Genomic DNA, 15797 nt, shown 5'->3' with positions numbered 1-15797 from the left:
GTGACTAAAACAGCGCTGCAAAAAAATTATTGCAAATAAAGAACCAAAAAAATAAGTTGAAAAAATATTCCGCTGCCCAAATTGCATGGACTTAAAGGTAATGCGCGAAGGTGTGATTGTCCAAATTTGTTCCTGAATTATGCGCTCATCACGTGCATGAGTCGCCACACCAACTCTCTGAAGATTTGTCCTTCATCGGCCGAGCCGTTGTTCACACCTTTCAGTTTCAAGTCGGCTTCTTTCAGTGACGCAATGTTGTCGATGATGCTTTGAAGGGGATATTGACGTAAAGCCAAACTATAATCACGCACAGCATAGGGACTCACTTTCAGTTCACTAGCTAGTCCCTTCTCACTCTTATCTGGAGCTTGTGTGGCAATGAGCAACTTGCTGAAGAATGAATAGAGATAGGCCACCACGGGGATCATCGGATTCTTCTTCGAGTTGCTTTCGAAGTAGTTCACAATTTTATTGGCGAGCAACGTGTCGCGGTGAAGAATGGCTTTTTGCAATTCAAAAATATTGTACTCCTTGCTCACACCCACCTGGTTCATCACGCGTTCGGCGGTGATGCCCTCCCCTGCCTGAAGCGATATAATGATCTTGTCGATCTCGTTGGCGAGGCGATGCAGATCGTTGCCCACAAACTCGCAGAGGCTTTGCACGGCCCGGTCATCGATCGCGATCTTCTTGTCTTTGGTGTATTCCAGAACAAATTCCGGGAGCTGGTTTTCGTATATCTTTTTTGTGGTAAGGGTCTCGGCCAGCTTGTCGATCTTCTTGCCAAGTTCACGACGCTTGTCGAGCGACTTGTGTTTGTGACAGAACACCAGCACCGTGCTGGGCACTTGCTTGGTGAGGTAGTCGAGCAGCAGTTTGCCGCCGATGTCTTTGTTGAGGTCCTGGATGTCTTGCGCCTCCTTCACGATCACCACCTGCCGTTCGGCCATCATGGGGAACCTGCGGGCATGGGTTAGGATGGTCGCCATGGTCACGTCCTTGCCATAGACAATCACCTGGTTAAAGCCCCGCTCCGATTCCGCCAGCACATGCTTCTCAATATAGTCTGAGATGAGGTCGATGTAGAACGTCTCTTCGCCTTGCAGAAAGTAGACAGGTGCATACTTCTTGCTTTTCAGGTCTGTCAATATCTTCTTTACACTTGCATCCATGGTTTCAGCTTACGGTCTTTTTGTTGCTAAAGGTAATGGCAGAACCGATTCCCACCAACGCTCCGGCAAAATGCGACTCCCACGACACCCTTGGGTCGGTGGGCAACACGCCATAGAACACGCTGCCGTAGAGAATGATCACCACCACCGATATGAAAAGCGACAGGAAATCGCGTCGGAATATGCCAAAGAAGATGAGGAAGAACGCCAGGGAATACACCACGCCGCTGGCGCCAATGTGGTTGGCGGGACGGGCAAACAACCAAACCAGGGCGTTGGTCCAGAAATAGGCGCGAAAAAACACGGCGCCGCCAATCTTATTATAAAAGAAGAATAGCACCACGCCCAGAAAGAGCAGCGGAATGGTGTTCGAAATGAGATGAAGGATGTCGCCGTGCAGCAGGGGCGCCACAAAAATGCCCACCAACCCGTGAAGGGTCCGGGGCACGATGCCGAACTCCCGTAACGGAATGCCGATCACGATCTCAAGATAGAACGCCGCCCACATCAGAAAAACGAGCCTGAACGGAACAACGGAACTGCCAAACACCGAAGATTCTGAAGCCATATCACATGCACGCTACAAGGGTGCAAAGATGAAAATTGCTTCGAAACGATCGCTAAAAAAGAAACCGGAAGGGGAAATTAATTTTGAGCCGGGTCGCTGATCATGGTCAGCTGAATGAGCCGGGCCTCTTCGGTGTTCACCGATTTCATGCCCCATAGCCCACCCGAGGACGACGCCACCTTGGCGGCCAGCTCTTTCATCATCTGATAGAGTTGGATGGCGAAGGCCTGGTCAATCTTCTTCCACACGGCGTTGATTTGCCCTAGCTCCTGGGTGAGCAACGGGGTACGCTGGGTTGATTCGTAGGGGTAGCTTTGCACAAGAATCTTCAGCTTGTCCTCAAAATCCTGAGAGACTTCCCTGAAATATCCCGTGAGTGCCGTCTTGCCTTTCGACTTTGACTGGGCCACGTTGATGGCTTCCTTTATCTCCTTACGGTCGATATCTCCATCTGCGCCGGCAATAAGAATGCACACCAACAACGGGGCTTTCAGCATAAGCTCCGTCTCTGTTTCCGATAACCGTGCGAATTCTTTTATCATTACACCTACCATAAAAGCTAATCAAAATTTCCCAAATCAAGCACTTTCCCAAATTTTTCTTTTCACGAATTACCCCTCTTTATCTCCAATGACATATATTGTAGTGATTTGTATTTTTTTGAAAGCCTGGCAAGGAAACATACCCGATAGTAGCCATGAGCGGAGAATGTAATATTTAACCTGACCGTGAATCATGTACGAAAAAGACCCTGTTAAGATCTTTGTTGTTGAAGATGACCCTGCCTACACCAAATTCCTAAAATATGTTCTGGGCCTCAACCCGGATTATGAGGTGGAGTACTACACCACGGGCAAAGATTGTCTCGCCAACTTGTACCGAAACCCCGCCGTCATCACGCTCGACTATTCCCTGCCCGACATGCCCGGCGAAAAAGTGCTGAGCCAGATCCGAAGCCACGACCCCAACATCAACGTCATCATTGTGTCGGCCCAGGAGAAAATCCATACGGCCGTTGAACTGCTCAAGTCCGGAGCCTACGACTACATTTCGAAGGATCACGAAACAAAAGAGCGGCTCCTCAACTCCATCAACAACGCCCGAAACAAAACCTCTCTCATTAAGGAGATCGACCACCTCAAGAAAGAGATCTCCGAAAAATACGAATTTGAGAAAAGCATCATCGGCACCAGCCCGGCCATCCGCCGCACGTTCGCGCTGCTGGAAAAGGCTGTGCAGACCAATATTTCGGTTAGCATTTCGGGTGAAACAGGAACCGGTAAAGAACTAGTTGCCAAGGCAATACACTATAACTCCAAACGTAAAAATAAACCGTTTGTCGCCGTCAACATCGCGGCCATACCCCGCGAGCTTATTGAAAGCGAACTGTTTGGTCACGAGAAAGGCGCCTTCACCGGTGCCGTGACCCGGCGCATCGGCAAGTTCGAAGAATCGGAAGGTGGCAGTATCTTTCTGGACGAGATCGGTGAAATGGACCTGAACCTGCAAGCCAAGTTGCTGCGCGTGTTGCAAGAACGCGAAGTGACCCGCATCGGCGGAAACCAGGTTATCAAACTCGACGTACGCATCATTGCCGCCACACACAAAGATTTGGCTGAGGAGGTTAAGGGTGGACGCTTTAGGGAGGACTTATACTACCGCTTGCTCGGACTTCCCATTCTATTGCCGCCGCTCCGCGAGCGTGGCAACGACGTGTTGCTCGTTGCTAAACATTTCCTGGATCAGTTTGCTCAGGAAAACCAGATGCGCAAGTTTAAAATAACAACCGAAGCCCAGGAGAAACTGTTACAATATCCCTTCCCCGGAAACATCCGCGAACTAAAATCCATCATCGAACTCTCGGCGGTGATGGCCGAAGACCAGGAGATACGCCCGCAGGATATCAGCTTCAACAGCACCGCGCGGATGGAATCGTTCCTCTATCAGGAAATGACCATGCAGGAATTTATGTATCGGATCATCCGGCACTTCCTCAACAAATACGATAACAATGTGCTGGAAGTGGCGCGCAAGCTCGACATCGGCAAGTCGTCGCTCTACCGCTACCTGAAAGAAATGGAAGAAGCAGGCATCTAGGGAACCATTGGCATGAAGCTTCAGAACTACGTAAACAAAGGGGCCTTCTATGAGGCCGTGGTGGAAGACGGATCGGATATCATCTTTATTGTTGATTTCACCGGCAAGATACGCTACCACAATGCTTCCGTGCACGAAACCCTGGGCTACCGCTCCAAGAGCCTCATCGGCAAAAACTTCTTCGACTATGTGCTCCCCACGTCTGTTGAAGACCTGAAGGAGCAATTCAAGAAAAGTCAGAAACGGGCCTATACCGAAAACGTGGAGTTCCAGTTTTTGTGCAAGGACCTCTCCTATCGCTACCTGGAATTCAACGCCATCAACCTGAAACACAAAGAAGGTCTGGCAGGCTTCATCCTCGACTGTCGCGACATCACGCAGCGAAAAGAAAACGAAGCCGAATTGGTGAGGCTGCAAAAAGCCAAAGAGCAGTTTCTGGCCAACATGAGCCACGAAATCCGCACACCTATCAACGGCATCGCCGGCATGGCCAACCTGCTGGGACAAAACCCCAGCCCCGAAGAACGCGAAACCTACCTGAACGCCATTCGCCACTCGGCCGAAAACCTGAAGGTGATCATCAACGACATCCTCGACCTAGCCGCCATCGAGTCGGGGAAACTCCGGCTAGAGAAGATTGCCTTCAACCTCAACGACATAGTTCCCTCGCTGCTAAGCACTTTCACCTATCAGGCCCGCGAGAAACGCATTTCGCTCGAATACCAAATCGACGAAAAGCTGAACCGGATTTTGCTGGGCGACCCGGTGCGGTTGAACCAGATTCTCATAAACCTCATCAGCAACGCGGTGAAGTTCACGCACAATGGCTCGATTAAAGTGATTTGCAGCCTGGAGCGCGAACAGAAAAACATGTGCTGGGTGCGCCTCGAAGTGATCGACACTGGCGTGGGCATTCCCGATGAAAAGCTGAACACCATCTTTGAAAGCTTTAGCCAGGCCGACGCCAGCGTGACGCGCAAATATGGCGGCACCGGACTGGGCCTCACCATTGTGAAACAACTTGTCGAATTGCAAAACGGCAGCATCACCGTGAAGAGCAAAGAACATGTGGGCTCCGCGTTCATTGTGCTGGTGCCGTATGCCGTGGGCAAGGCCAGCGGTTTCTCGGTCACATCGCCCAAAAATGAAAAGGCGTTGAAGGAAGTGAACGCCTCCCAACTCTATGTGCTGCTGGTGGAAGACAACGATATCAACCGCCTCTATGCCAAGAGTATTCTGAAGAACTGGCAATGCTTCACCGACACCGCCGAAAACGGATTGGTGGCGCTTGAGAAAATAAAGAACCAGGAATACGATGTGGTGCTTATGGACATCCAGATGCCTGTGATGGATGGCTATGAAACCACGAAAGCCATCCGCATGATGGATGCTCCCCTGTGCAACATCCCCGTGCTGGCCCTCACGGCCAATGCCACCAAAACCGATGTAGAAAAATGTATTGCCGCCGGCATGAACGACTACCTCCCCAAACCGTTCACGCCTGACGATCTGTATCGGAAATTGTTCAATGATCTGAAGATCACGCCGATTCAAAAGTCAAAAAAGAAAGTGAGTACCAAAGCAAAACCCTACAACCTCGAGTACCTCCGGTCAGTGTCCGGAAACAACGAAGAGTTTATCCGCGAAATGGTGTTGACCTTTACGCAAACCATTCCACCGGTGCTTACCGACATGAAGACTGCCATCGAAAATTCGGATTGGGAAAAGCTGGCGCGACTGGCCCATCAAATCAAACCGTCGTTCACACTCATGGGGCTGAACAACCTGCGCGCAAACATTCTCTTCATCGAAGAGAACAGCAAGCAGCTCACCAAGCTCGATGAGATACCGCGCGTGGTGTCGGATTTTATCCGCCAATGCGATGTTATCCTCCCGGAACTGGCAAAAGAGGCGCTGCCTTAAACCCTCAAATAGTTTTCTCTTAATTCATCACCGCGATCTTGCGGTAAACCACCGACGACTGTCCCGTCTGAATCGACATCACATAGATGCCGTTGGCGAGACCACTCACGTCCACTTGCTGCGGCCCCTGGGTGAAGTCACGGTTCAGGTTTCCAGCCAGCACGGTCACGCCGCGTTGATCGACAAGCTTCCAGGTGTAGCCATTTTTCAACACGATGTCGGTGCTGAAGTTCAGCAGCTTGGTTGCCGGGTTGGGATAGATGTTTAATCCATTCAGCTCCGCCAGGATTGGATCGTCCACGCCCACAATCAGCACGCCTTTCTTGCGGCCGGTAGGAACAATGTTGGATTGCAGTATTCGTCTCGGAGTGTTTTGCTCCTGCACAAACGCCACCAGGAAAAGGCTGTCGGAATTCAGAATAGGAACGTTCACGTCATATTCGATCGTGGCCAACTCAAAGTCTCCCTTCACCCACGAACGGTTCACTGTGCGTCCTTCGCTTTGCAGCAAGAGTTTGCGCACCACGTTGCTTCCCATTCCCGCTGCCCCACGCTCAATCAACGCAGCTTGCAGGATGATCGGCCCGCTGAGCGTCTTGGTTGAATCGATGTAGGTATACGTGATCCGGGGACGCATGAGGGTGTTGTTGCCGGATTCTTGCACGCTGTCGATCTTGATGGCGAACCGCGGATCTTCCAGCGCACGACGGTCAATTTCGTCACGCGTTATTTTCGCGTAGCCGCCCGTGAACACGGTGTTGAAATACTGGCCCTGAATACCGTCCATGATCGTGGTTGGCGCCTGCGACACTCCGTAGAACAGTGCACGCGCTTCCGGATCAACCGGGTTATCTCTGTTCAGCGGATCAAACTGCGGCGACGACATGTGGTATTGAATCGAGAAAAAGTCGGAAGAATCTTTCGCGGCTTTCTCCACGTCGTATAGGTCTTTCAAGTAGGTATCCGCAAAAACACTGGGCGAGCTCGTGTTGGTGAAATGTTCCACCAGCACATTCCGGTTCTTTTCGCCGATGTAGACATGGTCGAATGCAAAGCCATTCAACACCGACACTTTCTGGTTGTCGTCGTTGCTGGCGAAGGCCACACGGAACACCACCAGCGCGCGCTTGTTTACGGGAATCTTGTCGAGGTTGAAACGGGCATTGTGCCACTGGCGCGTGGTGTCAGACCAGGCGAAGTTGTCCTGTCCTCCGGGCTCGCTCGAAACATCGCGCTTGCTATACCAGTTGATGCCATAACCGTCGGCGTTACCAATGGTTTCCCAATTGTTGCCACCGTCCACAGAATACTGCACAACGGCTCCGTCAAATCCGGGTTGTGCCTCGCACCAGTAGTTGATGGCGATCATCGGACGTTTCAGGTTCTCGAGGTTAAGGCAAGGCCCAATCACCTGTGAGTTTTCGTTGTTATAATACGTGCCGAAATCGGTGGCCGCATTGGGGTTGCCACCGGTCCACCAGGCGTTGTGCCCCGCAGCAGAAGGTTTGATGTTGTTACCATTAGGAGGACCAAATACCCAGCTGGTATCGGAGGGTGTTCCGCTAGGCGTTGTCACAGCCACCCATGAACCAGGACCGTTTGCAAAATCAATGCTATAGCCGGCCGTAGGGCTGGGAATGTTGTAGTCAAGAATGAAGATTTTCTTTGTGCGCGCTGCCGTGCAGCCATCGTTGGTGGTGACCGTCAGTTCAACGTCATATACTTTGAACTGGGTGTAGCGGTGCTTGGGCTCTGTGTAGGTGCCTGAGTTGTTGCCTCCCTCCGTCACTGGCGCGCCGGCCGCGCCGGCCACCACATCGCCATCGCCAAAGTTCCACGAATAGTCTGCTACTGTGCTGAAGCCGCCGGTTACAGTAGCGTCTTTAAACTCCGTAGTTTCCAGTCCGCTGCAGAATTTTGTAGAAGAGAAATCAACAACAGGAACAGGCCCGATACGGATATCCTGTTCGGCAATGTTGGAACAGCCCTGGTTGGTTGTTACCGTAAGCGTCACGTGCTTGAGGCCTGAAGCCTGGTAGCGGTATGACGGATCTCTCGAAACACCGTCGTTGCCATTACCGCCTTCGCCATAGGTCCAGGCATAGGTAACGGTAGTGCCCAGGGGAATGAACGAGTTATCCTTGAATATCACGTCGTCTTTAATACAGGTTCCGTTGTTTATGTTGATTATGGCTTTAGGCGCAGGGAACACGGTGAATGTCTTGGTCAGAATGGTCTCGGCTCCCGCGGTATTCTTAAACGTATAGCTCATGGAATACGATCCAGCCACCAGCCCAATCGTATTCAAATAAAACTCGGTGTTCGACCCGGTGGTTATTGACGAAATCCGCGGTGCAATGGCCGGGTCGGCGCTTGAAAAGAATGTGGGCCCAAGACTGGTCGGGTCGTTCACGGATGGATAGCCAATCAGCCTCAGGCTTCCTGACTCTGCACAAATCTGGGGCAACCCGTTCACATCGGTTGTTTGTTTTTCGATGTCAAAGTCGATGGTTGTAACGGGGTTCACCACGGTATTGCGTGTGAATGAATTCACACACGAGTTTCCATCGGTGTAGGTATACGTCACCGCGATCAGACCGTAGCCTGCCGTGGCCGGATTAAACTGGCTCGTTCCGGCAATGATACCCGGACCGGTAAACACACCACCCGGCGGTGCGGGGAATCCTTCGAGCACTTCGATCGGATTGTTCTCAGCGTATGCCGATTTCAGGTTGAAGAAAGAAACGATGGGCAGTTTATTGACCTTGATAAACACCTGATCCGAAGCCGGTCCACAAGGGCCTCCCGAATCGGGGTCGTTTGTTGTTAAGGTCAGTGTGATGCTGCCTGCGGTGATGTCGGCGGGCGTCAGCGAATAGGTGGCCGTTGGGTTGGAGACGGACGAGAATCGCGAAGCACCGCTGCCGCCACTCCAGGTCACAGTCGACGTTGTGCCGCTAAACGAACCGTTGAGGTTCACCACCTTGTCTTCACAAACCTGGAAGTCCGCACCAGCACTCACCTTGGCCGACTCGTTAATATGGATGTTGATGTCTGCATGTTCGGCCACGCAGGGACCAAAACCATCGGGGTCGTTTGTCGTCAACCGGAACGTGAGCGTGTTGGTTACATCCCCAGGCAATGCCACGTTGTACATGGCCGCGGCGGTAGAACCCGTCACGCTCGTGGCCGAAAGTGTTCCGACACCGGCAACTTTGCTCCAGAGGCCGGACGAAGAACTGCCACTTAATGTACCCGTAAGGTTGATCAGGCTGGGTTCGCACACAACATAGTCGGCAGGCAATGTAACACGAGCTTGTCTATTCACAGCAATCGACACATCGTCCGAAGCAATCGAACAAGGGCCGGAGGCGTCGGGATCATTGGTTGTCAGGCGTAACACCACATTGCCACCAATATCTCCACCGGCTACGGTGTAGGTGGCGGTAACGATGTTGCCTGCTACGGTCGATCCTGAGATCGTTCCCGCTCCCATCCCAGACACAATGGACCAGGCGCCGGAGGTTGCGCTGCCACTCAGTGTTCCGCTAACGGGAATTGAGATCGGCTCGCACACGGCGAAATCTGCACCCGCATTCACCGAAGCAATGGGGTTCACCGTCACGGTCACATATTTCACAATGCCCGGGCAAGTATTGGCAGTAGGTGTTATGGCGTATACCACACTACCCGCCACAGAGTTCGTTGTGCTAAGGGTCTGGCTGATCACCGAGCCATCACCATCTGCTGCGCCCGTCACGTTCAACGTGGGCGTCGCGGTCCAGATAAAGGTTGTTCCGGCAACATTCTGGGGTGCGGGCGAAATGTTCACCACGGCGGTTTGCCCGCTACAGATCACGAGGTCGGCCGCGGAGGCAGACGGAAGCGGATTCACCGTCACAATAAAATCAACCGGAACACCGGCGCAACCGTTGTGCTGTGGCGCGATGCGGTAGACGACTGTGCCTACAATATTTCCCGTGTTCTTGGGAGCATCCGTAATCGATCCGGAGCTGCTTGCCGTTACCGATGCAGGATCGATCGGACCACTGATGTTTCCGGTCCAGTTAAACACGGTGCCCGCGATAGACGACGTGGGCACAAAACTCAATGCGATGTCGCTGCAAATCTGTTGCGACAAACTGGACACGCTGTTTGTGATGACGGGAACGGGTTTCACCGTGGCCGTCACAAAGAAAGGTGCGCCAGGGCAACCGTTGGCCGAAGGAACAATGCGGTAGGTGACCACACCATTCGTAAGATTATCGCTGCTTGACAGCAACTGCGATATCGTATTTCCGGAACCTCCCGAAGCGCCGGTCACATTCGGGCTGGAGAAAACCGTCCACACGAAGTTCGTGCCGGATACGCCGTTGGGATTGGTGATGCTTATGGAAGTGGACTGCCCCGAACAAATGGTTTGAGGCGATGCAAATGCGTTTGGTGTCGGGCGAACGGTCACCACATAAAATACCGGCGAACCGCTACAACCCGAATACGATGGTGTGATGGTATAGATAATGAACCCGGTTGCACTCGAAGAGTTTACCGGTGAGTCGGTGATGGCGCCGTTTCCGCTGGCACTCACGCTTGTTAAGCTACCGATCACAACCGAAGACCAGCTAAAGGTTGTTCCTGTAATGGATGCGGTAGGCAAAAAGTTGAGCGACGCTCCGCTGCAAATTTCCTGACTCAGCGATGTTGCCGAATTGGTGATCACCGGTTTCGGATTAACAGTAACCGTAACATCAACCGAATTGCCCGGGCAACCTCCTGCCGTTGGCGTGATGCGATACGTAACGGTGCCACTGTTTATGCCGTCGCTCGAGGTAAGGTTTTGAATGATTGTGGGTCCACTACCCGCCGAAGCACCGGTCACGTTCGTTGTCGAAAACACGATCCACGAAAACGTTGTGCCCGAAACACCATTGGGGTTGAGAATATTGACACTTGTGTTGGAACCCGAGCAGATGCTTTGCGGCGAAGCGGCAGCGGTGGGAATGGGTTTTACAATAACATTCACAGCATAGGCAAGTCCGTTGCAACCTGCAGCACTGGGTTGAATAAGATAGGTAACAGAGCCCTGGTTCACGCCGTCGCTAACAGAAAGCATCTGACTGATCAGATTGCCGCTTCCAGCCGATGCACCCGTAACATTCACGGCGCTTTGAACGGTCCACGTAAACGCTGTGCCGCTCACGCTGTTTGGATTGGTAATGGCGATGTTGGTGAATTGCCCTGTACAAATCGAAGCGTCCGATGCGCTTGCGTCGGGCACACGGTTCACGTTCAGCACGGCCGGACCGCTCACCACGTTCGGACCACAGGTGCCGCTCACATCTACGGTATAGCTACCCGCGTCGGCCGTGGTCACGGAAGAAATGGTGAACGAAGGTGAATTTGTGCCTACAGGCGTAACGCCGTCTTTATACCACTGATACACCGGAGATGTGGTCACTCCCGCATTCACGGTGAAGGTGATGGAATTTCCCTCGCACAACGTCTGGCCTGCAGGAGGTATGATGATCTCGGGCTTTTCCTGCACGTTCAATACCGATGCGGCACTGATCACGCCAGGGGCGCAGGTTCCTGCAACAAATACTGTGTAGGTTCCGGCATCTGCCGAAACGAGTGACGATATGGAATACGTCGCGCTCTGTGCACCACTAATATCCACACCATTCTTTCTCCATTGATACGTGAGTGCCGTGCCGGTGGCGTTCACACTAAAGGTGGCGCCGTTGCCTTCACAAATAGCTTGCGACGGTGCCGGTTGTGTAACAATAACAGGAGGCGTGTTCACGGTGAGCGTGGCTGGGGCGCTGGTCACAAAAGGACTGCATGCACCGCTCACCCTCACGGTGTAGTTGCCGGCATTGGCCAGGGTTGCTGAGGCGATGGTCAACGTCGCGCTGCTTCCGGCAATTGGGGTTCCATTCCGGAACCATTGATAGGTTGGACTGGTGGTTACGCCGGGGTTCACCGTGAAGCTCACAGTGCCTCCGGTACATACCGATTGGCTTGAAGGACCCGTAATAATTTCGGGAACCTCACGCACCGTGAGCACAGCGCCATCGCTGACCACCGCCGGGAAACACGTACCACTCACGGCCACGGTATACGTTCCGCTACTGGCCGTAACAACATTGGCTATAGAATAGGAAGCACTTTGTGCGCCGGCAATGTCCACGCCGTTCTTTTTCCATTGATAGGTCAACGCAGTTCCGGTGGCCGCAATGCTAAAGGTCACACCGCTACCTTCGCAGATGGCCTGACTGGGCGTCGGTTGTGCGGTGATGACAGGCGCAACGTTAACCGTGAGGGTTGCAGTCGGCACCACCGCCGGCGCGGGGCAGGCCCCTCCTACTATCACGGTATAGTCGCCGGCATCGGCCGCAACAACAGAAGAAATCGTATAGGTGGCACTGGTTGCTCCGGAGATATCCGTGCCGTCCTTTGCCCATTGATAAGTAGGGTTTGTGGTCACTCCGGCATCGACCGTGAAGGTGACAGCAGCACCCTCGCACACTGTCTGGTCAGATGGACCTGTAATGACTTCAGGTATTTCGTTGACCGTTAACACAGAGCCATTGCTCACCAGGGCAGGACTGCACACGCCACTGACGGCCACTGTATATGTCGCATTGTCGGACGCCGAAACAGAGAGAATGGTATACGTTGCAGCAGACGCGCCGGCAATGTCGACGCCGTTCTTTTTCCATTGATAGGTCAGGCTGGTGCCGGTGGCCGTAACACTGAACGAAGCGTTGTTACCTTCGCAGACGGCCTGGCCTGAGACGGGTTGACTGGTTATTACTGGCGCAACGTTCACGACCAGTATCGCCGCAACGCTTGTGATGGGGGGATTGCACGCGCCACTAACTCTCACCGTATAGCTACCCGCGTTGGAAGCGGTGGCACCCGGTATGGAATAGGTTGCGCTGGTGGCACCCAGAATATCGGTGCCCCCTTTGGCCCATTGATACGTAGGATTAGTCGTCACGCCGGCGTTAACGGTGAAGTTCACCGTGGCCCCCTCGCACACGGTTTGCCCCGCGGGACCGGCGATGATTTCAGGTGTTTCGCGAACCGTCAACACCGAACCATTGCTTACCACAGCCGGAAAGCAAGTTCCGCTCACGGCCACGGTGTAGGTGCCACTGTTAGACGCGGATACCGATGATATGCTGTAGGTGGCAGACGTTGCGCCGCCGATGTCTACGCCGTTCTTTTTCCATTGATAGGTCAGGGCTGTACCACTCGCGGTCACACTAAATGATGCCCCATTGCCTTCGCAGACGGCCTGGCTGGGAACGGGCTGCACCGAGATGACCGGCGCCGAGTTCACCACCACGTTAGCCGCTGCACTGAGCACCGGCGATGTGCATGTGCCACTAACGGTCACCGTATAGCTACCCGCATCGGATGCTACCGCAGAAGGAATGGAATAGGTTGAACCAGTAGCCCCGGATATATCCACACCCCCCTTTGCCCATTGATATGTGGGATTGGTGGTGACACCTGCATTGACTGAAAGATTCACCGCCGCGCCCTCGCATACGATTTGACCTGAAGGACCGGCTGTGATCTCCGGTCTCTCCTGCACCGTCAACACAGCACCGTTGCTTACCACGGGCGGGGTGCAGGTGCCGGTCACCGTAACGGTATACGTTCCGTTGTCGGCGGCAGAAATATTGGAAAGGGAAAGGCTTGAGCTTGTTTGTCCAGCGATGTTCACCCCATTCTTTCTCCATTGATAGGTCAGGGCCGTTCCGGTGGCAGTTACGCTAAACGCAGCTCCAAGGCCCTCGCACTGCGCGACACTTGCCGGTTGCACAGTAATCGCCGGTGCTGTATTCACGGTAAGTGCTGCTCCGGTCAAAATGCTGGAGCCGCAGGTTCCTCCCACACTCACGGAATAGGTTGCCGCGTCTGCTGTGGTCGTCGCCGGGATAGAATAGGTTGCTGACGTTGCGCCGCCAATGAGGGTCACCCCTTTGTACCACTGATAGGTAGGGTTTGTGGTTGGACCGGCATCTACAGTGAAGGTGGCCGGGGCGCCTTCACAAACCACTTGTGCCGCAGGCGGCGTTGTTACTTGCACCGTGCGTTGCACGGTCAATACCGAACCGCTGCTCGTTACTGAATTACAGGCGTTGCTCACCACCACGGTGTAGGTGGCAGCATCGGTGGGCGTGATGGAAGGAATGGTATAGGTTGCTGCGTTCGGCGCGCCGATCACCACACCGTTTTTTCTCCACTGGTAAGTTATCGGGCCCGTGCCGCTTGCCACTACCGTGAACGATGCGGGACTGCCTTCACAAATAGCTTGTGCGGCAGCTGGTTGTGTCGTGATGGCTGTGAGCGCGCGAACGGTTAAGGTGGCATTTGTGCTCGTAGCCGATGGTCCGCACGAGCCGCTAACCACTACTGAGTATGTTCCGGCACTTGCCGCATTTATCGTAGGAATGGTGTAGGTGGCGCTTGTGGCTCCGCCGATGATGGCTGCGCCTTTATACCATTGATATCCCGGGCTTGTCGTAACCCCGGGGTTCACGGTGAAACTGGCAGAGTTGCCTGCGCATAACGTTGCGCTGGAAGGGTTTACGGTGATCTCCGGCTTCTCCCAAACTGTCAGAACAGAGCCATTGCTGGTCACCGAAGTGCATGCGTTCGAAACGGTCACGGTATACGTGGCGCCGTCGGCGGTGGCAATGTTGGGGATACTATAGGTGCTGGCGTTGGCCGATGGAATGTTGACGCCGTTTTTGTGCCATTGATAAGTCAGCGCGCTACCCGTGGCCGTCACCGAAAATGACGCGTTGCTCCCTTCGCATATACTTTGTGTGGCTGTGGGCTGAGCGGTTATGGCCGGCGGATCCAATACGGTTATCGTGGAGAAACTATACACATCCGCCTGACAGCCTGTGACGGTGTTGACGGCGTGTATCTTAATGTCTGTTGTCGCGGTCAATGCATTGCTTGACATCACCAGTGAGCTGCCCGTGCCATTATAAGTTGTGCTCAGCACGCTATTGTCCGATACGCGCCACAATTGATATGAAACATTGTTTTGGGTGGGTATGGTGAACTGCGCGGTTGCTCCCGTGCATATGGTGTTGGTAACTGTTGTGGGAACCACCGGGCTGGGCGGACCGGAAATGGTCACCACCTTTTGAGCCGTGCAGGAAGGGATAAAGGCAACGTAATCTGATGCGGCAGTCCAGCTTGTATTATTTCTACCCGGAACGGCATTGGCTACAGTGCCTGCAGCATTCTCGATTCCCTGGGTCATACCCATGCCACCGTCAAACTGTATATTCTGCGAATGCACTTCGATGATGTTGGTGGACTCGTGCAGCTGAATTTGAAACGTTACACTTTGCGCTGCACCCGCGTGACGGACCGCGTTGAAGTTTACAATAAATTTCCGGCGTGGCGCAGAGCCAACCAGAACGCGGGTAACTGTTCCGCCGGTTGAAATATCGAGATTGTCCCAGGCGCCGGCAATGAGGTTATTGGGCGCCGTGGTGTTTGGAAGGGTTTGATTCATTCCCGAGTTGGATGTTCCAAACGTCAGGTACCCATTCGCGTTTATGGTGAGGGTGCTGTAGGTGTTGCCGAAGAATGTAAAGTTGAACCCGATGCCTGTGGAGGCGCTGCTTTCGTCGGCTGGTAGCGATGGAAATGTGACTGTGGTGGCTGCCGAGGGGTCAGGGCTGTAGACGCCCGCGGTCGACACAGTATAGGTATTGGCTGTGCCGTTGGTTGTGTATAAAGTATGTGTTCCAACTCCAGCTGTCGCGGGCGCGAATGTCGATCCACTCACGCCGGGGCCGTAGTAGGTTGTTCCACCAGTGAGTGTGAACGACGCGTCTGTGGAGCAGTAGCTACTGTTCAGGTTTGTGAAATTGCATTGCGCAGCCCCGAAATAGGGCTTGAGTAAGGCTATACCTATAATGAATAGAAAACGGAGCCCTTTGTAAAATCGAACCATTCGAGGTCTAAGTAATGCGCTATGAACTTAATTTTTTTAA

General features: G+C 53.4%; 6 protein-coding genes. 2 read left to right on the top strand and 4 right to left on the bottom strand.

Features of this window, described 5'->3' with window-relative positions; translation table 11 throughout:
- Positions 1-137: 137 nt before the first annotated feature.
- The 3 genes from holA to JI741_RS24020 all read right to left on the bottom strand — a co-directional run bounded on the left by holA (position 138) and on the right by JI741_RS24020 (position 2237).
- Positions 138-1172 (bottom strand): DNA polymerase III subunit delta, encoded by a 1035-nt coding sequence (gene holA / locus JI741_RS24030; protein ID WP_202013981.1) that lies wholly within the window; start codon positions 1170-1172, stop codon positions 138-140.
- Positions 1173-1176: 4 nt separating this feature from the next.
- Entirely contained in the window at positions 1177-1740 is a 564-nt protein-coding gene (locus JI741_RS24025) for a rhomboid family intramembrane serine protease (protein WP_236676252.1), read from the bottom strand.
- A gap of 77 nt (positions 1741-1817) precedes the next feature.
- The gene (locus JI741_RS24020) at positions 1818-2237 is read right to left on the bottom strand and encodes a hypothetical protein (protein ID WP_202013980.1); all 420 of its coding nucleotides are present in this window, start codon (positions 2235-2237) and stop codon (positions 1818-1820) included.
- Positions 2238-2475: 238 nt separating this feature from the next.
- On the opposite strand from JI741_RS24020, the gene JI741_RS24015 reads away from it, so the two are divergent.
- A complete protein-coding gene (locus JI741_RS24015) occupies positions 2476-3837 on the top strand; it encodes a sigma-54-dependent transcriptional regulator (protein ID WP_202013979.1) in 1362 nt (453 codons plus the stop codon).
- Positions 3838-3849: 12 nt separating this feature from the next.
- Complete coding sequence (locus JI741_RS24010; protein WP_202013978.1) at positions 3850-5760, top strand: PAS domain-containing hybrid sensor histidine kinase/response regulator; 1911 nt, start codon at positions 3850-3852, stop codon at positions 5758-5760.
- A 19-nt stretch (positions 5761-5779) separates the two neighbouring features.
- Here JI741_RS24010 and JI741_RS24005 read toward each other — a convergent pair whose 3' ends face one another.
- Entirely contained in the window at positions 5780-15757 is a 9978-nt protein-coding gene (locus JI741_RS24005; protein ID WP_202013977.1) for an immunoglobulin domain-containing protein, read from the bottom strand.
- Positions 15758-15797 lie beyond the last annotated feature (40 nt).

The organism is Chryseolinea lacunae (genome assembly GCF_016735595.1).
Classification (GTDB): Bacteria; Bacteroidota; Bacteroidia; order Cytophagales; family Cyclobacteriaceae; genus Chryseolinea; species Chryseolinea lacunae.
This window is presented reverse-complemented; position numbering and strand designations above follow the sequence as displayed.

Bases quoted from the DNA above. Each gene is read 5' to 3' on its own strand.
- JI741_RS24010 (WP_202013978.1), top strand. From the start codon at position 3,850: ATGAAGCTTCAGAACTACGTAAACAAAGGGGCCTTCTATGAGGCCGTG.
- JI741_RS24020 (WP_202013980.1), bottom strand. From the start codon at position 2,237: ATGCTGAAAGCCCCGTTGTTGGTGTGCATTCTTATTGCCGGCGCAGAT.
- JI741_RS24025 (WP_236676252.1), bottom strand. From the start codon at position 1,740: ATGGCTTCAGAATCTTCGGTGTTTGGCAGTTCCGTTGTTCCGTTCAGG.
- JI741_RS24015 (WP_202013979.1), top strand. From the start codon at position 2,476: ATGTACGAAAAAGACCCTGTTAAGATCTTTGTTGTTGAAGATGACCCT.
- holA (WP_202013981.1), bottom strand. From the start codon at position 1,172: ATGGATGCAAGTGTAAAGAAGATATTGACAGACCTGAAAAGCAAGAAG.
- JI741_RS24005 (WP_202013977.1), bottom strand. From the start codon at position 15,757: ATGGTTCGATTTTACAAAGGGCTCCGTTTTCTATTCATTATAGGTATA.